This window comes from Pseudomonas putida (assembly GCA_029953615.1).
Lineage (GTDB): Bacteria > Pseudomonadota > Gammaproteobacteria > Pseudomonadales > Pseudomonadaceae > Aquipseudomonas.
Map to the genome: position 1 here is coordinate 4284168 of CP124529.1, position 22439 is coordinate 4306606.

The 22439-nt window shown below is 64.2% G+C and carries 19 protein-coding genes and 1 pseudogene; 12 read left to right on the forward strand and 8 right to left on the reverse strand.

The features are described 5' to 3' along the window. Nucleotides 1-85 precede the first annotated feature (85 nt). The 10 genes and pseudogenes from QIY50_19660 to QIY50_19705 all read left to right on the forward strand — a co-directional run bounded on the left by QIY50_19660 (nt 86) and on the right by QIY50_19705 (nt 12797). On the forward strand, nt 86-4651 hold the full coding sequence (locus tag QIY50_19660; protein WGV19548.1) for an NEL-type E3 ubiquitin ligase domain-containing protein: 4566 nt from the start codon (nt 86-88) through the stop codon (nt 4649-4651). 90 nt (nt 4652-4741) lie between these two features. Continuing rightward, nucleotides 4742-6388 (forward strand): acyl-CoA synthetase, encoded by a 1647-nt coding sequence (locus QIY50_19665; GenBank protein ID WGV19549.1) that lies wholly within the window; start codon nt 4742-4744, stop codon nt 6386-6388. Nucleotides 6389-6401: 13 nt separating this feature from the next. Continuing rightward, nucleotides 6402-7169: an SDR family NAD(P)-dependent oxidoreductase gene (locus tag QIY50_19670; protein WGV19550.1), complete on the forward strand. Its 768-nt coding sequence runs from the start codon at nt 6402-6404 to the stop codon at nt 7167-7169. A gap of 11 nt (nt 7170-7180) precedes the next feature. Beyond that, nucleotides 7181-8375, forward strand: a pseudogene (locus QIY50_19675) (acetyl-CoA C-acyltransferase). 8 nt (nt 8376-8383) lie between these two features. Continuing rightward, nucleotides 8384-9511 (forward strand): acyl-CoA dehydrogenase, encoded by a 1128-nt coding sequence (locus QIY50_19680; GenBank protein ID WGV19551.1) that lies wholly within the window; start codon nt 8384-8386, stop codon nt 9509-9511. A gap of 13 nt (nt 9512-9524) precedes the next feature. Next, complete coding sequence (locus QIY50_19685; GenBank protein WGV19552.1) at nt 9525-10298, forward strand: enoyl-CoA hydratase; 774 nt, start codon at nt 9525-9527, stop codon at nt 10296-10298. Between the two features lie 632 nt (nt 10299-10930). Further along, nucleotides 10931-11335, forward strand: coding sequence for a TraR/DksA C4-type zinc finger protein (locus QIY50_19690; GenBank protein WGV19553.1), 405 nt, complete (start codon nt 10931-10933; stop codon nt 11333-11335). Between the two features lie 178 nt (nt 11336-11513). After that, entirely contained in the window at nt 11514-11708 is a 195-nt protein-coding gene (locus QIY50_19695; protein WGV19554.1) for a hypothetical protein, read from the forward strand. 409 nt (nt 11709-12117) lie between these two features. After that, the gene (locus QIY50_19700; protein WGV19555.1) at nt 12118-12588 is read left to right on the forward strand and encodes a hypothetical protein; all 471 of its coding nucleotides are present in this window, start codon (nt 12118-12120) and stop codon (nt 12586-12588) included. Then, the gene (locus QIY50_19705) at nt 12585-12797 is read left to right on the forward strand and encodes a hypothetical protein (protein WGV19556.1); all 213 of its coding nucleotides are present in this window, start codon (nt 12585-12587) and stop codon (nt 12795-12797) included. The genes QIY50_19700 and QIY50_19705 overlap by 4 nt, the downstream gene beginning before the upstream one ends. A gap of 16 nt (nt 12798-12813) precedes the next feature. Here the strand turns inward: QIY50_19705 and QIY50_19710 are convergent, their stop codons facing one another. From QIY50_19710 to QIY50_19740, 7 genes are all read right to left on the reverse strand, one after another. Further along, entirely contained in the window at nt 12814-13176 is a 363-nt protein-coding gene (locus tag QIY50_19710) for a Na+/H+ antiporter subunit G (GenBank protein WGV19557.1), read from the reverse strand. Beyond that, nucleotides 13173-13451, reverse strand: a complete 279-nt coding sequence (locus QIY50_19715) for a K+/H+ antiporter subunit F (GenBank protein WGV19558.1) — start codon at nt 13449-13451, stop codon at nt 13173-13175. The genes QIY50_19710 and QIY50_19715 overlap by 4 nt, the downstream gene beginning before the upstream one ends. Then, nucleotides 13448-13936, reverse strand: coding sequence for a Na+/H+ antiporter subunit E (locus tag QIY50_19720; protein ID WGV19559.1), 489 nt, complete (start codon nt 13934-13936; stop codon nt 13448-13450). Before QIY50_19720 ends, QIY50_19715 begins: the two co-directional genes overlap by 4 nt. Beyond that, nucleotides 13933-15612: a monovalent cation/H+ antiporter subunit D gene (locus QIY50_19725; protein ID WGV19560.1), complete on the reverse strand. Its 1680-nt coding sequence runs from the start codon at nt 15610-15612 to the stop codon at nt 13933-13935. Before QIY50_19725 ends, QIY50_19720 begins: the two co-directional genes overlap by 4 nt. Further along, nucleotides 15609-15953, reverse strand: a complete 345-nt coding sequence (locus QIY50_19730; protein WGV19561.1) for a Na+/H+ antiporter subunit C — start codon at nt 15951-15953, stop codon at nt 15609-15611. Before QIY50_19730 ends, QIY50_19725 begins: the two co-directional genes overlap by 4 nt. After that, complete coding sequence (locus QIY50_19735; protein ID WGV19562.1) at nt 15953-18868, reverse strand: monovalent cation/H+ antiporter subunit A; 2916 nt, start codon at nt 18866-18868, stop codon at nt 15953-15955. Before QIY50_19735 ends, QIY50_19730 begins: the two co-directional genes overlap by 1 nt. A 150-nt stretch (nt 18869-19018) precedes the next feature. Next, the gene (locus tag QIY50_19740) at nt 19019-19969 is read right to left on the reverse strand and encodes a DMT family transporter (GenBank protein ID WGV19563.1); all 951 of its coding nucleotides are present in this window, start codon (nt 19967-19969) and stop codon (nt 19019-19021) included. An 83-nt stretch (nt 19970-20052) separates the two neighbouring features. Here QIY50_19740 and QIY50_19745 point away from each other — a divergent pair, with 83 nt between their 5' ends. Then, on the forward strand, nt 20053-20616 hold the full coding sequence (locus QIY50_19745; protein WGV19564.1) for an XRE family transcriptional regulator: 564 nt from the start codon (nt 20053-20055) through the stop codon (nt 20614-20616). A gap of 125 nt (nt 20617-20741) precedes the next feature. On the opposite strand, the gene QIY50_19750 is transcribed toward QIY50_19745, so the two are convergent. Then, nucleotides 20742-21290, reverse strand: a complete 549-nt coding sequence (locus QIY50_19750; protein ID WGV19565.1) for a cysteine hydrolase family protein — start codon at nt 21288-21290, stop codon at nt 20742-20744. Between the two features lie 82 nt (nt 21291-21372). On the opposite strand from QIY50_19750, the gene QIY50_19755 reads away from it, so the two are divergent. Beyond that, complete coding sequence (locus tag QIY50_19755; GenBank protein WGV19566.1) at nt 21373-22356, forward strand: helix-turn-helix domain-containing protein; 984 nt, start codon at nt 21373-21375, stop codon at nt 22354-22356. Nucleotides 22357-22439: the final 83 nt, after the last annotated feature.

Consider the following 22439-nt stretch of genomic DNA (forward strand, 5'->3'; position numbering starts at 1 on the left):
CAGGCAGCGCGGCAAGGCTTCCGTCTGCAAGCCTGGTAGGTGGGCGAACAAGCTTGTATCCCGTCAAAATCACAGGATGCAGCTTGTGCGCCATGCCAGGAATTACCCCCAGTATCAGTATCCCGCCAACGATTTCATCGTCAAGAACCTGCCCGGCTGGCTGAAGGGAGCCAGCCAGGCGCAGGTCAAGGTCTTGCGTGCCCACCTTGGCAGCCAGCGGCAGCTGGCTGCGTTGTACAAGCAACTGCTGCCACTGGACCGCTTTGCCAAGGATCGGCTGCAGCCAGCCATCGCAGCGAAGCTGGGTGTGTCGGTTGATCTGGATACGGCGGTGTGGCGCGAGCAGCGCACGCGGATCACGCACAGACCCTTCGAGCCTATTCCAGGCTTGCTGCCGCCGGACTTCGAGACCCGCTTCGCGGACGAACCGTTGCTGCAAAAGCTGCTGCAGAACTTCAAGGCCAATGAGTCGTTCGACAGCGAGACGGTCGTCCTCAGGGACGCGCCGACCGAGCAACAGCCCGCCCAGACGCTGACCGACGATGTCGCCGCGCTTGCCCAGCTGAGCCGCGAGCAGGATGTCGGCGCTGCTTACCAGGCACACCTGGAGCAGGTCTTGAATCCGGCGTTCGCCACCGCCCTGGCTGCAGACAAGCGCCACGAGCTCGCCTCGGCTGTCGAATTGGCGGCATTGAAAGGGCAGCTGGATGATAGCGATGTGAAGCTGTTGCGCGTGCTGGCCCAAGGCAAGCACGCGCAACATGCCCAAGGTTGGACGGCCGCGGGTAAAGGCTTGCAGATACTGGATTGCCGGGTGGACGGGGCCGTTGCCTTCGAACTGCGCGAGCCGCCGCGACGGCAGTCGGATTTTCCCGCTGGCCCACCCAATAGCCTGAAAGCGGTGATCCTTTACCTCCCAGCATTCAGTACGCGACCGTTGCGCCGTTTCGCCGACTGGAGCGCAGTGAACCTGGCGCTGGTCGAGGCGCTGGGTGACTCGACATTCAAGCAAGCCTTGGCCCGCCGTATCGCCTTGAGCGAGCGTGCGAGCTACCTGGCGTTGCTGGCTACCCGGGCCGGTGATGCCAAGCCTGACCTGCAGCCGAAACGGTTGTCGATCAGCGGCAATATTTTCGCCGATCTGGCCGACAGGCACGTGCAGCGGCTGAAGGATGACGCACGCTTTCTGGCAGTCCCCACTGCATTGGCAGACCGCGCCGCGACGGCCGAACGCCTGGCCAGGCTGAAAAGCGTAGGCCTGGCAGTGGTCAGCCTGGCGGGCTTGTTCGTGCCGGTGGTCGGCGCCTTGTTGCTGGCCGACATGACCCGGCAACTGCTGGGCGAAGTTTACGAAGGCGTCAGCGACTGGTCACAGGGCCATCAGCACGAGGCCATGGGGCATCTGCTGGAGGTCATGAACTCCGTCGCCCTGTTGGGTGCGGTGTCGCTGGGCGTGCATACGGCCCGCAACGCCTTTGTTGAATCGCTGGAGCCGGTAACCACTGAAAAGGCAAGCCAACGGCTGTGGCGCAACGACTTGTCCGGTTATCGCCAGGTGCCCACTGATGCTGGCCTGAGCGAGCGTGACGACGGTCTGTTCAATAGCCCGCAAGGTCAATGGTGGCACAGCGATGGAAGCTTCTTTCGCGTGCGCCAGGACGCTCGCGGTACCTGGCGCCTGCTGCACGAAAATGGCCCCGGAACCTACGGGCCGCCGTTGCTTGGCAATGGCGAGCGGGGTTGGTGGTTGCGCTTTGACCGGCCATTGGAGTGGCAGGGCGAGCAGCAGTTGCTGACGCGCCTGTGGCCGGGGGCCAGGTTGCTGGATGCCGAGCGTGTCGGGCAGATTCTGCACGTGGCCGATGTCGATGAAAACGCGTTGCGCCAATTGCTGGTCGATCGTCGCCCGTTGCCGGTGGCGTTGCGTGACACCCTCGAGCGATTCGACGCGCATGCGCGTAACGAAGCCTTCTTCATGCCAACTGCTGAAGGCCCCGATTACATCAAGCGGATGCTCTGGTGCGCTGAGCATTTGGGCGTGCAAACGCTGGCCGCCGATGAGCAATTGCAGGCCATCACCTTCCAGGCAGCTGCCCTGCGCCAACCGATGCTGGAACACTTCGCCGCGCAGTACCTCCCGGATGACCCGGCGCTGGCAGTCTTGCAGCGCGCTTTCCCGTCGCTGCCCAAGGCTTACGCACTGGACATCCTCAAGGACGCCTCCGCGCCGATGCGCCTGAACATGATCAGCAACCACCGAGTGCCGCTGGTCCTGGCGCTGCGGGCACGCACCCTGGTGCAGGATGTACGGCTGATACGCCTGCGCGAAGCACTGTATCTGCGCGGCAGTTACAGTGCTGACCTGGTCAGCCTGGTCTTTGCCCTGCTGCAGGAACAGGGGCTTGCCCGCGACCAGGTCAATCTGGTGCTGCGCGAGGGCTCCTCCAGTGGGCCTGTTGTGGATCGTTTGGGTCCTGCATTCGGTGATCAGCGCAAGACGCTCGACATGGTCTGGAAGGATGGCGGCTTCCAGCTCTTCGGCGAGCGCGGGCTCCCCGATGACCTGGAAGTGGCCGAGCCGCGAGGACTGTTCGAGGTGCTGGCCGCCACGCTGGCGCCTGCTTACCTGCAGAAGCTCGGCCTGGCTGGCGAAGACCTGCCTGGGCAGATCCGTGCCCAGGTGCAGGGCTGGCTACCGCGCAAGCGTACGAGGCTGCTGGCCTCGCTCGGCTGGCGCGAGGCGCGACCGCTGGGTGCTTCCCTGCAACGCCTCGCCGACGGCCGCGTCGGCTACCCGTTGGGCCCGGTGCTCTCATGCCTGGAGTCGCCAGAATGCACGCTGCGTCGGCGCGTGCGCAGCCTGTATCCGATTTTCCAGGAGGAGCAGGTTGAGGAGTACCTGGACCTGATGTACCAGCGCACCTCTTCACCCTACAGCAGCCTGTTGATGCAAGAGATGGAGTTTGACCGTCTGGATGAGAGCCTGCAGGCCTGGACCCGACGTGCCGACGAATCGCAGCGTGAGCGGCGGGTGCGGGTGAGCGACACGTTCCGCCATGCCTGGCAGATGATGGGGGAGCGCGTTTACGTACCGGGTGAAACCGGCTGGAACACCCGGCTGCACGTGCCACCGATGCCCTTGGGGGAGTTGCCTGCGCTGCCCATCCATACCGATTTCGCCCACATCGTTCACCTGACCTTGAGCAACCTGCAACTGGAAGTGTTGCCGCCAGGCTTTCTGCAAAATTTTCCGCGGCTGAGGGTGCTGGACCTGAGTTACAACAACCTGCGCATGTTGCCGGCCGGCCTCGGGCGGCTGAACAACCTCGAGGAACTGAACCTCTGTGGCAATCGCGTTCGTTTTACCAGTGGCCAGGCGCGAGTTATTGCCGGCTTGACCGAACTGCGCAGCCTGGACCTGAGCGACAATCTGATCGAAGCGACCGTGCTTTCGATGGGGGATCTGCCCCATCTGCAGTCGCTCAACCTGCGCCGCACGGGCCTGCGCACCGTGCCTGAAGGCCTTGAGCGCTGCGAGGACCTCACGTATTTCGACATCAGCAACAACCAGGTCACGGATTTGCCCCTGGCACTGTTGCAAGCGCCGGTCCGGCAGCGGCTGTCGTTTGTGTATTCAGGTAACCCGCTGGTCGAGACGATACGCGAGCAACTGCACCATGCAGGCTTCCCCATCGTCGAGAATCCGCCGATCGTGCAGTCCAGAGAAAAATGGCTGGGCACGCTGGCTGATGAAGATCGCGATGTAGGCGTAACGCAGTGGGACGCCTTGCGTGCCGAGCAGGGCAGCGATGCATTCTTCGACCTGCTTGGCGAATACACAGAGAGCGCTGATTTCCGTGCGGCCCGTGAAGATACAGGGCGTCGCGTGTGGCAAGTGATCGGTGCGGCGAGCAAGAACACAGGCACGCGCCAGGATCTGTTCGACCTGGCGAACGACCCGCGCACATGCGCCGACAGTGCCGCGTCGTGCTTCAGCCAGCTCGAGGTAGCCATGCATGTCTCGACGTTCACGCACAATGCGGAGCCTGCCGCCACTGCGCGCGAGCGGCTGCTACTTGCCCTGCGCCTGTTCAGGGTCGAAAAAGTTCGAGCGCTGGCCGAGGCAGACTACATGGCTCGTTATGCCGACGGGCGATGGCAGCGGGGTGCGAAAGACGAGGAAGAAGTGGAGGTCAGCCTGGCCTACCGTGTGGGTCTGGCTGAACGGCTGAACCTCCTTGGCCAGCCGCAGCACATGCTGTTTGCGGGTATTGCCGATGTCAGCGAGGCCGATATCGACCGTGCCTACAATGCCGTGATCAGCGCAGAAGCCACTGATGAGCTGGCAATGTTCGTCAGCACGCGCAAGTTCTGGGTCGATTCGCTGCGGGCATTGCACAAGGACGCATTCGCCCAAGTCGAAAGCGAATACGAAGCGCGTTGGGAGGCGCTGGAAAACCAATGGCAGGCGCCTGTCGACACCTCACCCGGTCTGGGCAATCCTCAGTACATTCGAGAGGCTGAGGACTTCAACAAGGCGCGTGACAAGGCCCTTGGCGAATTGGCGCTGAAACTGACCAAAGAGGCCATGCAGGCATCACAGGCGCCGGAGGTGATACAGCCAAGCGGCCAAACCGGTCATCCAGATTGACAGCTTTGGCCATTGCCGGGACGTAGGCGTGGCGCGAACATCGTCGCAACGATGGTTCAACTCCAACAACAACAATTCAGGAGTCCGACGATGCGCGATTACGCCGAGGCCGCTCGTGCGTTCGACCATGCCCAGGCCGCCGCTGCGGCGCTGCATGGCGACCTCGATGCCCTCAATGCCTGTATCGAATGCTGTGACCGCCATGCCGGCAAGGGCAAGCTGGCGCTGGTCCACGTGGATCGGGACGGCAACAGCACCCGCTACAGCTTCGATCAGCTCCGGGCCCAGGCTGCCCGTTTCGCCAGTGTGCTCAGGGCGCAAGGCGTGGCGGCCGGCGACCGGGTCGCCGGGCTGATGCCACGTACGCCCGAGTTGCTGGTGACGATCCTCGCCACCTGGCGCCTGGGCGCGGTGTACCAGCCGTTGTTCACCGCGTTCGGCCCCAAGGCCATCGAGCATCGCCTGGAGCAATCTCGCGCCCGCGTCGTGGTCACCGACCGCCACAACCGTGCCAAGCTTGACGAGGTGCAGGGTTGCCCGACCGTGATCACGGTCGGGGCCCGCAGTGGCGAGCTGGACTTCCAGCATTGCCTGGATGCTGCCACAGGCACCTGCGAACCGGTCATGCGTGCTGGCAACGATCCATTCCTGCTGATGTTCACCTCGGGCACCACCGGCCCGGCCAAACCGCTGGAAGTGCCGCTGCGTGCCATCGTCGCGTTCCAGGGCTACATGCGCGATGCCATCGACCTGCGCCCCGAGGACAACTTCTGGAACCTGGCCGACCCGGGTTGGGCCTATGGCCTGTATTACGCAGTGACCGGCCCGTTGTCGCTGGGCCATGCCACCACCTTCTACGATGGCCCGTTCAGCGTTGAAAGCTGCGCGCGGGTGATCGACAAGCTGGGCATCACCAACCTGGCCGGCTCGCCTACCGCGTACCGCCTGCTGATTGCCGCCGGGGATGACTTCGCCGCGCCGATCAAGGGCCGCCTGCGGGTGGTCAGCAGTGCCGGCGAACCGCTCAACCCGGAAGTGATCCGCTGGTTCGCCGATGAGCTGGGCGTGACCATTCACGACCACTATGGGCAGACCGAGCTGGGCATGGTGCTGTGTAACCACCATGGCCTGCAGCATCCGGTACACCTCGGCTCGGCCGGCTTCGCCATCCCTGGCCACCGCATCGTGGTACTGGACGAGCAGGGCAACGAACTGCCCGCCGGTCAGCCGGGCATCCTCGCGGTCGATCGCGAGCAGTCGCCGCTGTGCTGGTTCGAGGGCTACCACGGCCTGCCGACCAAAGCCTTCGTCGGCAAGTATTACCTCAGCGGCGACACCGTCGAGCTGAACCAGGACGGCAGCATCAGCTTCGTCGGCCGCAGCGACGATGTGATCACCACCTCCGGCTACCGTGTCGGCCCGTTCGACGTGGAGAGCGCACTGATCGAGCACCCGGCGGTGATCGAAGCGGCGGTGATCGGCAAGCCAGACCCGGAGCGCACCGAGCTGATCAAGGCTTTCGTGATATTGGCCAGCGGTTACCAGGGCAGCGCCGAGCTTGAAGAGGCCTTGCGCCAGCACGTGCGCCAGCGCCTGTATGCCCATGCTTACCCACGGGAAATCGAATTCGTCAGCGAGCTGCCCAAGACCCCGAGCGGCAAGCTGCAACGCTTCATCCTGCGCAACCAGGAAGTCGCCAAACAACAAGCGCAACAGGCCACCCCTGCCAGCGCCTGAAAGGAAACCGATCATGCAAATAGCCAACAAACACTTCATCGTCAGCGGCGCCGCCTCCGGGCTGGGTGCTGCTACCGCACAGATGCTGGTCGAGGCCGGCGCCAAGGTCATGCTGGTCGACCTCAATGCCCAGGCCGTCGAGGCCAAGGCACGCGAACTGGGTGACAATGCCCGCTTCGCGGTGGCCGACATCAGCGACGAGCAGGCCGCCCAGGCGGCGGTGGATGCGGCTGTCAGCGCCTTTGGCAGCCTGCACGGGCTGGTCAACTGCGCCGGCATCGTTGGCGCCGAGAAAGTGCTGGGCAAACAGGGGCCGCACGGCCTGGCCAGCTTCGCCAAGGTCATCAACGTAAACCTGATCGGCAGTTTCAACCTGCTGCGCCTGGCCGCTGCGGCCATGGCCGAAGGGCCTGCCGATGAGGGGGGCGAGCGCGGGGTCATCATCAACACCGCCTCCATCGCTGCCTATGACGGGCAGATAGGCCAGGCGGCCTACGCTGCTTCCAAGGGCGCCATTGCCAGCCTGACCCTGCCGACCGCCCGCGAACTGGCGCGCTTCGGCATCCGTGTGATGACCATCGCCCCGGGCATCTTCGAAACGCCGATGATGACCGGCATGACCGAGGAAGTACGCGCCTCGCTGGCCGCCGGCGTGCCGTTCCCGCCGCGCCTGGGCCGCCCGCAGGAGTATGCCTCGCTGGCCCGCCACATCATCGAGAACAGCATGCTCAACGGCGAGGTGATCCGCCTCGACGGTGCACTGCGCATGGCTGCCAAGTAAGGAGAGCGAACATGACCCTCGCCAACGATCCGATCGTTATCGTCAGCGCCGTGCGCACGCCCATGGGTGGCCTGCAGGGCGACCTGAAAAGCCTGACTGCCCCGCAACTGGGCAGTGCGGCCATCCGTGGCGCCGTGGAGCGCGCCGGCATCGATGCTGCCAGTGTCGAGCAGGTGCTGTTCGGCTGCGTGCTGCCGGCCGGCCAGGGCCAGGCGCCGGCGCGCCAGGCCGCGCTGGGTGCCGGGCTGGACAAGCACACCACCTGCACCACCCTGAACAAGATGTGCGGTTCGGGCATGCAGGCGGCGATCATGGCCCATGACCTGCTGCTGGCCGGCACCGCCGATGTGGTGGTGGCCGGTGGCATGGAAAGCATGACCAACGCGCCGTACCTGCTGGACAAGGCCCGTGGCGGCTACCGCATGGGCCATGGCAGGGTCATCGACCACATGTTCATGGACGGCCTGGAGGATGCCTATGACAAAGGCCGCCTGATGGGCACCTTCGCCGAAGACTGCGCCCAGGCCAACGCCTTTAGCCGCGAAGCCCAGGACCAGTTCGCCATCGCCTCGCTGACCCGTGCCCAGGAGGCGATCACAAGTGGCCGCTTTGCTGCCGAAATCGTGCCGGTGGAAGTCACCGAAGGGAAGGCAAAAGCGCGTCATCAAGGACGACGAGCAGCCGCCCAAGGCGCGCCTGGACAAGATCCCGCAGCTCAAGCCGGCCTTCCGCGAAGGCGGCACGGTAACCGCCGCCAACTCCAGCTCGATCTCCGACGGCGCTGCGGCGCTGGTGCTGATGCGCCGCTCCGAAGCCGACAAGCGTGGCCTCAAGCCGCTGGCGGTGATCCACGGCCACGCCGCCTTCGCCGACACCCCGTCGCTGTTCCCGACCGCGCCGATCGGTGCCATCGACAAGCTGATGAAGCGCACCGGCTGGAGCCTGGCCGAGGTCGACCTGTTCGAGATCAACGAGGCCTTTGCCGTGGTCACCCTGGCGGCCATGAAGCACCTCGACCTGCCACACGACAAGGTCAATATCCATGGCGGCGCCTGTGCTCTCGGCCACCCGATTGGCGCTTCGGGCGCGCGCATCCTGGTGACCTTGCTGTCGGCCCTGCGCCAGAACAACCTGCGCCGTGGTGTTGCGGCCATCTGCATCGGCGGTGGCGAGGCCACGGCCATGGCTGTCGAATGCCTGTACTGAGGTGAACCATGCTGGTAACTGACGAGCAACAACAGATCGCCGACGCGGTACGCGCCTTTGCCCAGGAACGCCTGAAGCCGTTTGCCGAACAATGGGACAAGGAGCACCGCTTCCCGAAGGAAGCCATCGAGGAGATGGCCGAACTGGGCCTGTTCGGCATGCTGGTGCCGGAGCAGTGGGGTGGCAGCGACACCGGCTACGTGGCCTATGCCATGGCCCTGGAGGAAATCGCCGCCGGTGACGGCGCCTGCTCGACCATCATGAGCGTGCACAACTCGGTGGGCTGTGTGCCGATCCTGCGCTTTGGCAGCGAGCAGCAGAAAGAACAGTTCCTCGCCCCGCTGGCCAGCGGCGCGATGCTCGGTGCCTTCGCCCTGACCGAACCGCAGGCCGGCTCCGATGCCAGCAGCCTGAAGGCCCGTGCACGTCTGGAGGGTGACCACTACGTACTCAATGGCAGCAAGCAGTTCATCACCTCCGGGCAGAACGCCGGGGTGGTGATCGTGTTCGCCGTGACCGACCCGGACGCGGGCAAGCGCGGCATCAGCGCCTTCATCGTGCCCACCGATTCGCCGGGCTACCAGGTGGCGCGGGTCGAGGACAAGCTCGGCCAGCACGCCTCCGATACCTGCCAGATCGTATTCGACAATGTACGCGTGCCGGTGGCCAACCGCCTGGGTGCCGAAGGCGAAGGCTACAAGATCGCCCTGGCCAACCTCGAAGGCGGCCGTATCGGCATCGCCTCGCAGGCAGTGGGCATGGCCCGCGCGGCGTTCGAAGTGGCGCGTGACTACGCCAACGAGCGGCAGAGCTTCGGCAAGGCGCTGATCGAGCACCAGGCGGTGGCCTTCCGCCTGGCCGACATGGCGACGAAGATTGCCGTGGCCCGGCAGATGGTGCTGCACGCCGCCGCGCTGCGCGATGCCGGGCGCCCGGCGCTGGTGGAAGCATCGATGGCCAAGCTGTTTGCCTCGGAAATGGCCGAAAAGGTCTGTTCGGATGCCTTGCAGACCCTGGGCGGTTATGGCTATCTGAGTGACTTCCCGCTGGAGCGGATCTACCGCGACGTTCGGGTTTGCCAGATCTACGAAGGCACCAGCGACATTCAGCGCATGGTCATTGCGCGCAATCTTTGAAGGAGCAGTCTGCATGGCATTCGAAACCATCCTGTTGGACATCCACGGCAAGGTCGGCCTGATCACCCTCAACCGCCCGCAGGCGCTGAACGCGCTGAACGCGCAGATCGTCGGTGAGATCAACCAGGCCCTGGACCAGCTCGAGCGCGATCCGAACATCGGCTGCGTGGTGCTGACCGGTTCCGCAAAGGCCTTTGCCGCTGGTGCCGACATCAAGGAAATGGCTGAGCTGCAATATCCGCAAATCTACGTTGACGACTTGTTCAGCGATGCCGACCGCATTGCCAACCGGCGCAAACCGATCATCGCTGCGGTGTCCGGTTTTGCCCTGGGCGGCGGCTGCGAGCTGGCGATGATGTGTGACTTCATCCTGGCGGCGGACAACGCCAGGTTTGGCCAGCCGGAAATCAACCTCGGTGTGCTGCCGGGCATGGGCGGCACCCAGCGCCTGACCCGCGCGGTGGGCAAGGCCAAGGCCATGGAGCTGTGCCTGACCGGCCGCCTGATGGGGGCTGAGGAAGCTGAGCGTGCCGGGCTGGTGGCGCGTATCGTGCCGCAGGCAGAGCTGGTGGAAGAGGCGCTGAAGGTGGCCGCGACCATTGCCAGCAAGTCGATTCCGGTGAGCATGATGGTCAAGGAGAGCGTCAACCGTGCGTTCGAAGTCACCCTTAGCGAGGGGGTGCGCTTTGAGCGGCGTGTGTTCCATGCGGCGTTTGCTACCGAAGACCAGAAAGAGGGGATGGCTGCGTTCATTGCCAAGCGCGAGGCGCAGTTCAAGGATCGTTGATGCTGGTTGGGGATTTGCGTTGGGCCTTTTGGGGGCATGCCTTGAGAGGTCTGGCGCCTGTGAGATCGAGCGCCGCCCGCGCGGCGCTTCGCGGGGCAAGCCCGCTCCCACATTTGTTGCAACGTGCCGAACCTGCCAGGCCATGGTTGCCTGCCTTTTTGTGCAGGTCTTGTGTCAGGCAGGGCGGCATCAATGCCCACCTCGAAATCCGGTCATGCCAACAAGGCTGACAACCATGACCTCACAGGCATGGCCACGTTGCAACAAATGTGGGAGCGGGCTTGCCCCGCGAAGCGCCGCGCGGGCGGCGCTCGATCTCACAGCCGCTGAAAATATCATGGCAAACACCTGATAGCCCTAACCAATCTCCTGACATGCATCTGGTGGCCCTGGCCCAATTCCCCGCCATGCTCCACGGACCCGTCCAGGCATCTTCCATGCACCGACCAGCGGATTCCGAGCAATGGAAGCAAATTCACACCCAATTGCAGTTGCTCCACGCGACGTGGCGCCTTAGACTGCCGCCCCCTGTAAAAAGAGTGCCGGTTGGCGCTTGAAGAATTCCGCTGCCGATGCCAAGGCGTCGGCGGCACCCGAATCGCCCAAATGCACATTTTTTCATAGAGAAATCGATGACCAAGGAACAGTTGCTGGCCATGTCGGCCGATGACTACATGAACGCTGAGCAGCTGGCTTTCTTCGCTGGCCTGCTGCAGGCGATGAAAGTCGAAACCCATGAACGCATCGAGCTGAGCCGTGCCACCATCGAAGGCCTGGACACCCCGTCGGACCCTGCCGACGTGGCTTCGGTCGAAGAAGAGCGTAGCTGGCTGGTAAATGCCATCGACCGCGACCAGCGCCTGCTGCCGCAGCTGGAAATGGCCCTGGACCGTATTGCCGACGAAAGCTTCGGCTGGTGCGATGACAGCGGTGAGCCGATCGGCCTGAAGCGTCTGCTGATCAGCCCGACCACCAAGTACTGCATCGAAGCCCAGGAGCGCCACGAGCAGCTCGACCGCCACCAGCGCCAGGTGTAACCTCGCGCGGTGTGCCAAGCCCCACGGAGCGATCCCTGGGGCTTTTTGCGTTTCTTGCCGGCGCCGGTTTTGTTGCCCTGCACGTAACACTGCTGTACCGCGATGCGCTGTTTCCAGGACGTGAGCAGGCGTATCATGGCTTTATCGTTAGGGTGCTAATTAAATTCCGGAGGGAGTGATGAATAGCCGGGTCGATGTAGCCGTGATGATTGGTTCGGGTGTGCCAGCTACCCTGCGGGAGCTAGGTAAACGCATTTGCTGGGTAGTGCTGGTCAATGGCGAACGTCGTGGTACCGCGTTCGCCACGCGAGAGGAGGCACTGGAGTGCCAGGCGGCTTGGCAACAGCAGTTGAAGAAGGGGCTTGCCGCCTGAGCGCAGCGGGTGCCACCGGTGAAGGGGCGGTATGGTGTTCAGGCTGTTCCCCTGCAAGAAATACACGTTGCCTCTCGACGAATTTCGGTGTTTTCGTGCATATTCTTCCTCCAGTAATGCGCTGAAGGATTACAGGGCCCGTTCTCACGTGCGCTCTGGCATTGCCTGCTGCACCTTCTTCTGGCGATATGTCTGTCAGACATTATGCTTCCTGAATCGGGAAGGTGCCGACAGCCTGTAGTGAGGCCATATCTGGCAAGCCAGGGTAAAGAATCCTGCGCGCTGCATCGCCAGCGGGCACAGACATTTCGCATATCGTTTTATTACTCTTTTCACCTATCGACAAGAAATGACCGTGTCTCACCGAGCTTGGGTGGGGGCGGGTTGTAACCGGTTGAGGATTACTTCATTGGCAGTCAGCACTCTTGATACTCATGCGTTGTTCGCCCTCGGCGACCTGCGCGGTAAATTGGCCCAGTTGTTTCAGGGCCGCTTTGTCTATGTCACCGAACAGAGTCCAGAAGGCCTGTACATGGCCGAAATCGACACCGAAAGCGCATTGGTCGTCGATGACAAGCAACGTTTGGAGCTGAAGGTCGGTGACCACTTTCGCGCCGCTGTATTGCCAAGCCGGGAAGGCGGCAAACTGGAAATGCGCTTTCGCGAAATCAAGTTGAACGTATATGGCGTGGGCGACTACGCCTTCGTGTCGGTCCCCGAAGGCGAAGGCATCGTTTTCCGTGAGGGGCACGGTGTAATGTTGGTGTTCGCCGCGCAGCAACAGGTGCAGGAAGGCCTGGGCAAGCTGCTCAAGGCGGTGACCGGCAAGGTGGCCAAGTGGCGCAAAGGTGAGTTGACCACCTTCAAGGCCAGTGAATGACCCACAGAGATGACGCGCCTGCAACGCGTGCCGAGTTCCATCGGCAGCACCAGGCGGATGCCGTGGCCGAGGCCGAGCGTTTGCTGGCCAGGCGTGAAGCACTGCAAGGCGCCTGGTTGAACTGGGTGGCAGGCGAATTATACCGCCTCGGCCCGCCGCCTTATGTGGCCATGGTCCGGCGCGAGTTGCAGCGCCTTGCCCAAGGGTGAGGCGACAACCTTTCAGTTACCGTGTATCGCGGCCGCTGCTGACTTCTTCAGGTACCGGCTCTTTCGCCATGCGCTTGCGGAACAGCGCCGCCCGGGCCAGCAACAGCGTGGTCACCGGTACGGTGATCGACAGCAGAATCGGAATCAGCCAGGCGTGCAGCACCGGTGCTTCCTTGAGCCAGGAAAAGTAGATGATCGAGGCCAGCGCCACGCACCAGGCACCAATGGTCGAGGCCAGGGCCGGCGGGTGCATGCGCTGGAAGTAGTCCTTCAGGCGCAACAGGCCCACGGCGCCGATCAGGGCGAAAAGGCTGCCGGTCAGCAGCAGCGCGGCAGTGACCAGCTCCAGCCAGAAAGGGAGTTGCAGGGTTTCAGTCACTCGATCACCTCACCGCGCAGCAGGAACTTGGCCAGGGCAAACGAGCCAACGAAACCGAATAGCGCAATCAGCAGGGCACCTTCGAAGTAGGTGTCACTGGCATAACGGATCCCCAGCACCAGCATGGTCAGCATGGCCAGGATGTACAGGTAGTCCAGCGCCAGCACCCGGTCTTGGGCGGACGGGCCGCGGAACAGCCGGATCAGCGCCAGGGCCATGGCCAGGGCAAAGATGAACAGGCTGGCGAGGACAGCATTGGCGAGCAGGCCTGTCATTGGAAAATCTCCATCAGCGGGCGTTCGTAGGTGTCCTTGAAGTGCTGGATGAAGGCCGCCTCATCGTCCAGGTCGAACACGTGCAGCAGCAATACGCTGCGGTCCAGTGCCAGTTCGGACCAGACCGTGCCGGGCACCACTGTGGTAATCATCGACAGCGCCGCCAGGCCATGCGGGTCACGCAGGGCCAGGGGGATGTGCACGAACGCCGAGCGTGGCGGCCGCTTGCCGGCACGCAGTACGCCACGGGCAACCAGCAGGTTGGACATGATCACATCGATGCCGACCCGGCCAATCAGCCGGACGATGGCCAGCGGTCGCCGCACATGGGCATGCTGCGGGCGCAGCGGTGCCATCAGCAGCGGCGCCAGCACGCCGAGCGCGGTTGCCAGTAGCAGGTTGCCGGGGCTGAGCGAAAGGTTGAGCAACAGCCACAGGCCGAACAGCGAAACTGATAACAGCGGTGCGGGGAACAGTCGACTCATGGCTGCACCTGTACGTCGAGCGAGGTGGGGCCAGGAACCGGCCGGGCGGCCATCACGGCTTCAATATAGGCTTCGGGGGCCTGCAGGCTGGCGGCGGTGTCCTGGGTATAGCGCAGCAGCGGTTCGGCCTTGAGGCTAAGGATGATGCACAGGCCGAGCAGGATGACGATGGGTAGGCATTCATAGCGACGCAGCACCGGCGACGGGCGTTCCTCGGGCTTCCAGAAACGCTGTATGCCGACGCGGCCGAAGGCGATCAGCGAGGCCATGCCAGAGAGGATCAGCAGCGCCACCAGGCCCCAGCCTGCTGTGCCCAGTGGCTGCTCGGGTGGCACGCCCAGCCCCTGCGGGTTGAACAACGCGCTGATCAGGTTGAGTTTGCCGACAAAGCCTGACAGCGGCGGCATGCCGATGATCAGCAGGGCGCAGGCGATGAAGCTGAGGCCGAGGAAGGCCATGGTCCACGGGATGATCTGGCCGATCACCACCTTTTGCTCATCGTCGAGGTTGATGCCCTTGGGCGGGTGCAGTGACTCCAGCGGTGGCGGCATGGCGCCTTCTTCGTCCTCGAGTGGCGCTTCGTTGGCCGAACGCGAACGTTCGACCAGTTCGGCGAGCAGGAACAGCGCGCACAGCGCCAGGGTCGAGTTGACCAGGTAGAACAGTGCCGCACCGGTCAGCGCCGACTGAGCGAAACCGACGGCGCCGAGCAGGGTACCGGCCGAAACCAGGATGCTGAGGGCAGCCATGCGCTCCAGGCGCTGCGCGGCCAGGATCGACACCGCCGCCACCGCCAGGGTGACCAGGCCACCATATACCAGCCATTCACCACCAAAGTGCGCCGAGGCCCCGGCCTGCCCGGAGAACAGTAGCGTCCACAGGCGCAGCACGGCATAAAGGCCGACCTTGGTCATGATGGCGAACAGCGCCGCCACTGGCGCGCTGGCCGAGGCATAGGCCGGCACCAGCCAGAAGTTCAGCGGCCAGATGCCGGCCTTCACCAGGAAGGCCATGGCCAGGATCGCCGCGCCGGCGTGCAGCAGGCCACGGTCGGCCTCTGGCACCAGCGGAATCTTCAGGGCCAGGTCGGCCATGTTCAGGGTGCCGGTCACGCCATACAGCATCGCTGCGCCGATCAGGAACAACGACGAGGCGAACAGGTTGACGGCAATGTAATGCAGGCCGGCACGCACCCGGGCACGACCCGAGCCATGCAGCAGCAGGCCATAGGACGCGGCCAGCAGCACTTCGAAGAACACGAACAGGTTGAACAGGTCGGCGGTCAGGAAGGCGCCGTAGAGGCCCATCAACTGGATCTGGAACAGCGCGTGGAAGCTGGCCCCGGCAGCGTCCCAGCGGGCGCGGGCAAACAGCAGGGCACTGAAGCCGATGATGCCGGTGAGGGTCATCAGCAGGGCCGACAGGTGGTCGACCACCAGCACGATGCCGAACGGTGCTGGCCAGTTGCCTGGCAGGTAGACACCGATCGATTCCGCCTGGCCCTGAGTGCGCACCCACAATAACAGGCTTACCGCGATCGCCAGGCCGGCAAAAGTAGATAGCAGGTTCAGCCGGGCCTTGATCTGCCGGTGTTTCTCGCCCAACAGCAGCATCACTGCTGCGGTCACCAGCGGCAACAGGATGGGCGCGATGATCAGTTGGCTCATGCCACTCATTCGTCACGCTCCCGGCCATCCACGTGGTCGGTACCGGTCAGGCCACGCGAGGCCAGCAACACCACCAGAAACAGCGCGGTCATGGCAAAGCTGATGACGATGGCGGTGAGCACCAGGGCCTGCGGCAGTGGGTCGGTATAGTGCAGCAGGTCCTGGGGTACACCGTCCTTGATGATCGGCTCCTTGCCGATGAACAGGCTGCCCATGCTGAAGATGAACAGGTTGACCCCGTACGACAGCAGGCAAAGGCCCATGATCACCTGGTAGGTTCGTGGACGCAGGATCAGCCACACCCCCGAGGCGGCCAGCACGCCGATGGCAACTGCAATCACTTCTTCCATCAGGCGGCTCCTGCTTGGCTGGTTTTCGCCGGGTTGCCCGGGCGGTAGGCGCGCACCGACTGGTGCGCCAGGGCAGTGAGGATCAGCAGCGTCGAGCCGACCACCACGGTGAACACGCCGACATCGAAGAACAGCGCGCTGGCCACGTGCACATCGCCGAGCAACGGCAGGTGCAGGTGGGCAGTATGGGTAGTGAGGAACGGGTAGCCCAGCAGCATGGCGCCCGCACCGGTCAGGGTTGCGCACAGCAGCCCGGTGCCCATCCAGCGCAGCGGTCGCAGGCTCATCTGCGCCTCGACCCACTGGGTGCCGGCCACCATGTACTGCAGGATGAACGCCACCGACATCACCAGGCCGGCGACAAAGCCGCCACCGGGCTGGTTATGGCCGCGCATGAACAGGTACATCGACACCAACAGGGCGATCGGAAGCAGCAGGCGCACCAGCACCGCGGGCACCATCATGAACCCCAGGGCGGTGTCGGTGGCATGCCGCGGGTTGATCAGGTCGGTGACCACGTCGGGTGCCAGCTGGCGCTGTTGCGCCGGCAACTGCATGCTTTCCTTCGGCGGGCGGAAGCGCCGTAGCAGGGCGAACACGGTCAGTGCCACGGCCACCAGCACGGTGATTTCACCCAGGGTATCGAAGCCCCGGAAGTCGACCAGCATGACATTGACCACGTTGGTGCCACCGCCCTGGGGCAGCGCCCGGCTCAGGTAGAACGAGGAAATGTCGTTGGGTGTCGGCCGGGTCAGCATGGCGTAGGACAGCACCGCCATGCCGCCACCGACCAGCACCGCCAGCAGCAGGTCGCGCAGGCGCCGCATGCGCGCACGCTCCAGGCTGCCCGGCAGCGGCGATACGCCTTCGATCCGCCGCGGCAGCCAGCGCAGGCCGAGCAGGATCAGCACGGTGGTGACCACTTCCACTACCAGCTGGGTCAGGGCCAGGTCGGGCGCGGAGAACCAGACGAAGGTGATGCAGGTCATCAGGCCGCAGACACTGACCATGATCAATGCCGCCAGGCGGTGGTACTTGGCCTGGTAGGCGGCGCCGATGGCACAGGCGATTGCAATCAGCCATAGCGCGACGAACACGCCCGAACCCGGAATCTTCGGCCGGTCGCCCCAGCTCAGGCCGCTGTAGAGCATGGGGGTGAGGCCGGCGAGGAAGGCGGCGAACACCAGCATGAACAGCTGCGACTGCAGGCGGCGGCTGGTGAGCAGGCGCTCGAGGCGCCGTGCCAGCAGCATCAGCTGCACCTGGCCGTGCTCGAACAGGCGCTTGCCGTTGAAGCGCTCGATCACCGGCGGGTAGGGGAAGCGGCCCCGACGCAGCTGCTTGCGCAGCAACAGGTACAGCACGATACCGCCGCTCATCGCCACCAGGCTCATGACCAATGGCGCGTTCCAGCCGTGCCAGATGGCCAGGCTGTATTCCGGCAGGGTGCCGCCCACCACTGGCAGGGCGGCGGCAGCCAGCAGCGGGCCGACCGACTGGGCGGGGAAGATGCCCACCACCAGGCAGACAAGCACCAGCAGTTCGACCGGCGCACGCATCCAGCGTGGCGGTTCGTGCGGGGTGTGCGGGAGGTCCTGGGCGGTGGGACCGAAGAACACATCGACGGTGAAGCGCAGGGCATAGGCCACGCTGAAGGTGCCAGCCAGGGTGGCGATCACTGGCAGCGTGGCCTCGACCCAGGCGGTGGCGCTGATGAACACCGTTTCGGCGAAAAACATCTCCTTGGACAGGAAGCCGTTCATCAACGGTACGCCGGCCATCGAGGCACTGGCCACCATGGCCAGGGTGGCGGTGTATGGCACCAGGCGGATCAGCCCGCTGAGGCGGCGGATGTCACGCGTGCCGCTTTCGTGGTCGATGATGCCGGCAGCCATGAACAACGAGGCCTTGAAGGTGGCGTGGTTGAGAATGTGGAATACCGCCGCGACGGCGGCCAGCGGGCTGTTCAGGCCCAGCAGCAGGGTAATCAGGCCCAGGTGGCTGATGGTCGAGTAGGCCAGCAGGCCCTTGAGGTCGTTCTGGAACATGGCGGCGAAGGCGCCGAGCAACAGGGTGAGGGCGCCGGCACCGCCGACGATCCAGAACCACTCCTCGGTACCCGACAGCACCGGCCATAGGCGTGCCAGCAGGAACACCCCGGCCTTGACCATGGTCGCCGAGTGCAGATAGGCCGATACCGGAGTGGGCGCTGCCATGGCGTGGGGCAGCCAGAACTGGAAGGGGAATTGTGCGCTCTTGCTCAGGGCGCCGATGAGTATCAGCGGCAGCAGCACCGGGTACAGCGCATGCTGGCGGATGGTGGTGCCGGCAGCCAGGACCTTGTCCAGGTCGTAGCTGCCAACCACATGGCCGAGTAGCAGCGCCCCCACCAGCAGGCACAAGCCGCCTGCGCCCGTGACCATCAGCGCCATATAGGCACCGCGGCGGGCGTCGGCACGATGGTGCCAGTAGCCGATCAGCAGGAAGGAGAACAGGCTGGTGAGTTCCCAGAAGAACACCAGCTGGATCAGGTTGCCCGAGATCACCAGGCCGAGCATGGCGCCCATGAAGGCGAGGAAGAAAGCGAAGAAGCGTGGTACCGGGTCTTGTGGCGACATGTAATAGCGGGCGTACAGCGACACCAGCGCACCGATGCCCAGCACCAGCAGCGAGAACAGCCAGGCGAAGCCGTCCATGCGCAACACCAGGTTCAGCCCAAGGCTGGGCAACCAGAGGAATTCTTCGCGAATCACGCCACCGTGGGCAACCTGAGGGTACAGCAGTGCTACCTGGACCGTGCCGACCAGGGCCACGAGCCCGGCGAGAATGGACTCCGCGTTACGTGCGTTGTGCGGCAGCACGGCTGCCAGGCAACTGCCCACGAACGGCAGAAGCAATAGCACTATCAATGACATAGCGTTCTATTCTGGAGAAGTTTGCAAAGAATCATACGTGCCGCGGGGTTGATCACCAACACGCAAGCTGTCGCAGAATCATACAAACAGGCTGTGACAAGCTGTTTTTTTATAACAGTTTTTTACAAAGCATAGCCGTAGTTGGCGGCTTTACAGCCCCGTCTGGCGTTCGCCTTCTTCCTGCTCTTCTCGTGCTTCAGCCGCCTCGCGTGGGCGGCGAACCTTGAGTTCGCTGACCACCACCGCGATCACGATCAGCAGGCCGCCGAGCAGTGCCACGCCCGGCAGGCGCTCACCGGCGATGCGCCCGACGATCCCGGCCCATACCGGTTCGCCGGCATAGATGAGGGTGGCACGGGTGGGCGAGACCGATTTCTGCGCCCAGTTCATTGCCACCTGGATCACCGCGCTCATGGCGCCCAGGCCCACGGCGCTGGCCAGCAGCAGCCAGGAGAAGTCGGGCAGACGTTCCTGGGTCGGCACGATCATCAGGAACGCCAGTAGCGAGGCGGTTGCCAGTTGCACCACCGTCACCCGGCGCACATCGACCTGGCCGGCGTAACGGCTGATCAGGATGATTTCGCCGGCAATGGCCACGGCGCTGACCAGGGTGACCAGCTCTCCTTCGCTGAAGTGCAGGCTGCCACCCTCAGGCCCGGCCAGCAGCATCAGCCCGGTGAACGCCAGGCAGATGCCGAGGCTGGGCATCAGGCCGGGTCGCCGGCCCAGTACCAGCCATTGCAGTAGCGGTACGAATGGCACGTACAGTGCGGTGATGAACGCCGACTGGCTGCTGCTGATGGTTTGCAGGCCCATGGTCTGCAGGCCGTAACCGAGCATGATCGACACGCCGATCAGGATGCCGGCCTTCAGTTCGGTAAAGGTCAGCCCGGGCAGCGCCCGCGCCGAGACCACGCCAACGAACAGCGCGGCCGCAGCGAAACGCAGGCCAACGAAGAACATCGGGCCGCTGACAGTCATCACGTTGTGCACCAGCAGGAAGGTGCCGCCCCACAGCATGGTGATGAACACCAGTACCAGCTCGGCCTTGCTCAGGTGAAAGGTAACGGCGGAGGTCGGCTTGCTGCTGGGCTGGTTCATGGTCTTGCGCACTCGGAGAGGGCGGCGCACAATCGCCGCAAAGTGGGCAGTATACTGCGCAATATCGACCAGTGAGCAATATAGTGCACAAAGATTCTTCGCACCGGGCCTCGGTGCTGCAACATGTCAGCCTCAATGTACGCAGCCTGCGCACCGCCGTCGGCATGAGCCAGACGGCGCTGGCCGAGCGCTCCGGCGTCAGCCGGCGCATGCTGGTGGCGATCGAGGCGGGCGAAAAGAATGTGAGCCTGACCACGCTCGACCTGATTGCCGAAGCCTTGGGCGTGGCTTTCAGTACCCTGATCCAGGCACCTGACCAGCGTGACCCCGGGCGCATCGACGAGTTGGCCTGGGCCGGCGAGCACCCGCAGAGCCGGGCGGTGCTGTTGGGCAGCAGTGTGGCGCGGCGGGAGGTGGAGCTGTGGGAATGGACCCTGGCACCGGGCGAGTGCTATTCCAGCGAGGCCGATGCCGAGGGCTGGAGCGAGCAGATCTATGTGGCGCAAGGGCAACTGACGCTGGTTATCGAAGGGGCCGAGCATCGCCTGCAGGTGGGGCAGTTCCATGTGTTTCCCAGCAATTGCCGGTATGCGTATCGCAACGACGGGGTGGAGGCTGTGCGGTTTGTGCGCAATGTGGTGATCTAAGGGCGCGCAGGGCTGCACCACCTGTGGGAGCGGGCATGCCCGCGAACACCGGCGGCGCCGGTGCCATCCTCCGCGTCGCCTGATTCGCGGGCACGCCCGCTCCCACAGGTGCTGAGCAAGCCTGATCAGCTATTCAGCAACTCATCGGTCCTGACCACCTTGGCATAGGCAAACGCCAACGCCGCCATCACTGAATCATGCACCTGCGCTGCCGGCACCCGTTTGCCATCGAACTCCAGTGGCAGCGTGGCACACGCGTCGTGGGCCACGGTCACGTCATAACCCAGGTCGGCTGCGGCACGGGTGGCGGCGTCGATGCACATGTGGCTCATGCTGCCGACGATGGTCACGGCCTCGACACCATGCCGGTCCAGCGTATTCTCAAGATCGGTCCCGAGGAAGGCGTTCACTTTGTGCTTTAGCACTACCGGCTCACCGGCCCTGGGCTCGACCTTGGCGTGGATGGCAGCACCCTGCGAGCCTGGCGCGAAGAACGGGGCATCGGCGCTGTCGAACTCATGCCGCACATGCACCACCAGGTCGCCCCGGTGACGCGCCGCCGCCAGCAGGCGGGCGGCATTGTCGGCCGCCTGGTCGGCACCCTCGAGGGTCCATTTGCCGCCCGGGAAGTAATCGTTCTGGATGTCGATGATGATCAGCGCCTGCTTGCTCATGCTGCCTCCTGTGGCAGTAGTCGTTGGATGACGTTAGTTATAGGCTGTGTGCACTGACCTGAGGATTGGCGCGAACGACACTATGCGGGCAAAAACTGACAACCCTGCCAGCCTGGACATCGGCCTGCTGCTATACCCCGGTGCGCAGCGCGCTGCCGTGCATGGGCTTGCCGACCTGTTCCTGGTGGCCAACCGGGTGGCTGGCGAACTGGGGGCACGCGAGTTGCCGCCGGTGCGTATCAGCTTCTGGCAGGCGGACGAGGCCGGGCAGTTGCAGCCTGCCCTCGAGAGCCCACCTGCCGTCGCGTCCGATCTGCGGGTGCTGATCATTCCGCCGAGCCTGGAGTCGGCACCGCAGGGTGAACTGCTAGAGCGCCACCGTGCGTCATTGCGCCAGTTGCACGGGCGCGGCACGGTGCTGGCATCAGTCTGCATCGGGGTGTTCTTCATCGCCGCCAGTGGCCTGCTCGATGGGCGTCCGGCCTGTACCCACTGGAACTACGTGCATTCGCTTGCCCAGCGTTTTCCTCGCGTGCGGATCGAGGCCCAGCAACCGTTGCTGGACGATGGAGACATCGTCACCTCGGCCGGGCTTATGGCCTGGACCGAGCTGGGCTTGCGCTTGCTGGAGCGCTTCATGGGCGCGACGGTGGCGCGGGAAACTGCCCGCTACCTGGCGGTCGATCCGGTTGCGGCGCCGTTGCCCGGTGCCGTGTTCAACCCGCGCCTGGACCATGGCGATGAGGCGGTGCTGAAAGTGCAGCACTGGTTGCAGGGCAATGGAGGGCAGGATGCCGACCTGGCCGGCATGGCTGCCTGCGCGGGGCTGGAGGAACGCACCTTCCTGCGGCGTTTTCGCGCTGCCACGGGGCTGCGGCCAACCGAGTACTGCCAGCAGGTGAGGGTGGGACGGGCGTGTCGCTTGCTGGAGTTCACCCGGCGCAATGTCGAGCAGATCGCCTGGGGTGTCGGTTACCAGGACCCGGGGGCGTTTCGCAAGGTGTTTCAGCGTATCACCGGTCTGACCCCGAGTGATTACCGGCGGCGCTTCGCGGTATCGGGCTAGGGTACGGGGCGTTCCCAAGGCGGAAAAACGCTTGACCTTGATATAACTTGAGGTTTTACCCTGCTCGGCATCGCGCTGCATGC